General features: G+C 47.5%; 2 protein-coding genes and 1 pseudogene. 2 read left to right on the top strand and 1 reads right to left on the bottom strand.

Features of this window, described 5'->3' with window-relative positions; translation table 11 throughout:
- Positions 1–137 precede the first annotated feature (137 nt).
- Together G332_RS13050 and G332_RS13620 are read left to right on the top strand one after the other, a co-directional pair.
- Complete coding sequence (locus G332_RS13050) at positions 138–833, top strand: hypothetical protein (protein WP_019627342.1); 696 nt, start codon at positions 138–140, stop codon at positions 831–833.
- Between the two features lie 287 nt (positions 834–1,120).
- On the top strand, positions 1,121–1,567 hold the full coding sequence (locus tag G332_RS13620; RefSeq protein ID WP_156000881.1) for a hypothetical protein: 447 nt from the start codon (positions 1,121–1,123) through the stop codon (positions 1,565–1,567).
- A 73-nt stretch (positions 1,568–1,640) separates the two neighbouring features.
- On the opposite strand, the pseudogene G332_RS13815 reads toward G332_RS13620, so the two are convergent.
- Positions 1,641–1,749, bottom strand: a pseudogene (locus G332_RS13815) (IS481 family transposase); the annotation flags it as partial.

The raw sequence follows: 1,749 nt of genomic DNA, 5'->3' as shown, positions 1-1,749 counted from the left end.
CGGTGCCTTGGGCATCGGTCTGCTCCTGCTGTCGTCGCCCTGAAATCTACATTAACCCATGAAAGGGTTGTATGGCTTCAGGTTGACAGACAGGGATCCGGGAAGGCGTTTTTGAAAAAGTCCGAATTACAGGAGTGTTGGCTTCCAAGCTGTACGACATAGCTACCTTTATCCATACGCGTCAAGTTTTCTCCACCGGCGTGTCTGGCCTAGTTATTGCGGGCTACGGTGAACATGAAATCTACCCGACAGTGATTACCTTTGATGTCGAAGGTGTGATTGAGAACAAGCTGAAGTACCGGCGCAATCTGGATAAATCGCACAGCATCAGTACTGGTAATGAGTGTAGGATCATCGCCTTTGCGCAGGAAGACATGGTCGCAACGTTTATGAACGGCATCAATCCGCAAGTTCTATATTTCCTCCAAAGCTACTTATCGAAAGCTTTCAATCGACTGCCAGAGTTGCTTGATCCGAAGTGGAATCCACCTGAGGAAAGGAGGCGCTTCAAGTCGCAAGTGGACAAATTGCTGCGTGGGTTTTTTGAAGAACTTGGCGACCATTTGCGTGACGAACAGTCTCATCCCGTTCTGAGAATGGTCACGGTACTGCCAAAAGATGAGTTGGCAGCTATGGCTGAAGCGTTGGTAAATCTCACGGCATTTAAAAGAAGAATTACGGAATCTATGGAGACCGTTGGTGGACCGATTGACGTTGCCGTAATTTCCAAAGGGGATGGGCTTATCTGGGTCAAGAGAAAACATTATTTTCCTGCTGACTTAAATCAACATTTCTTTGCAAACTATTTTCGTGGAGTTACCAATGGCGGCTAAAGAGCAAACCAAGACGTACCGATCATTTGAACAGTTCAAGGCGGAGCTGTTTCCCCGACTGACTGAACAAGATCGTCGGCGTTCCTCCAAATGGACACCTAAGCAAATAGGTGCATGTATGGCGGATGAAGCGATAGAAGAATTGCTCCGGACGCGCCGAAGAGCTGACGCATAACAAATCGCTGCAGGTGACGTTTGACCCGCTGTCCCTTTTTGCTGCCGTAAAAACGGCCATCGCCTCAAACGCACCTAAGCTCAGGCGTTAGCACTACCAATAAGGAGTCATCATGATTTCCAACCCAGAACATGATTTGGGGATATTCATTGATCAGATGATTGAACTGTTAAAGGAAGTTGATCGTGGCGGGCTTCTTCTTTTTAGCATCAACTTCCGAGAAAATTTCAGGAGAACCTTTGAGGAGGTATGCTCGTTGCTCGATAAAAATAAGAAGCATGAACAATTACAGCATCCTGACGAATTTCCTGAAATGCATGCTGCAGGATTGACCGGAAATCAATTATATCTTAAGTTAGAATCTTTTGAATCTAGCTTGATGGACTTAGAATTAAATGGCGGAATAGATAACCTAGAGCAGACACTAGACAAAGGAAGTGTGATATTGGGAAGCCTTGCTGGAGCTATTCCTGGCTTCGGGTCGTTCGCCCAAGAACTTATTGACTTCATACTAAAAGAAATTAGAAAACGAGCCAAGTTCTGGCGGCGAAGCAAATAGTGGCCAACAATTCACTCAAGTTCGTTCCGCGCTGCGCGCTCCACCGGACGCGGCTAACGCCGCGCCGCTTAGCTTAGGTGTCAGGTCTCGCCTGGTCATATACACGTTTTCGAAATAAATCGGGGCGTTCATGGTGCCAGGCCTTGAGGGTTTCCACCGGTGTCCGGTGCCCAAGCGCCTTC

Origin of the sequence: Thioalkalivibrio sp. ALJT, assembly GCF_000381825.1 — a bacterium.
Lineage (GTDB): Bacteria > Pseudomonadota > Gammaproteobacteria > Ectothiorhodospirales > Ectothiorhodospiraceae > Thioalkalivibrio.
Note: the sequence above shows the minus strand (reverse complement) of the source record. Positions and strands in the feature narration are given on the sequence as shown.

Bases quoted from the DNA above. Each gene is read 5' to 3' on its own strand.
- G332_RS13620 (WP_156000881.1), top strand. From the start codon at position 1,121: ATGATTTCCAACCCAGAACATGATTTGGGGATATTCATTGATCAGATG.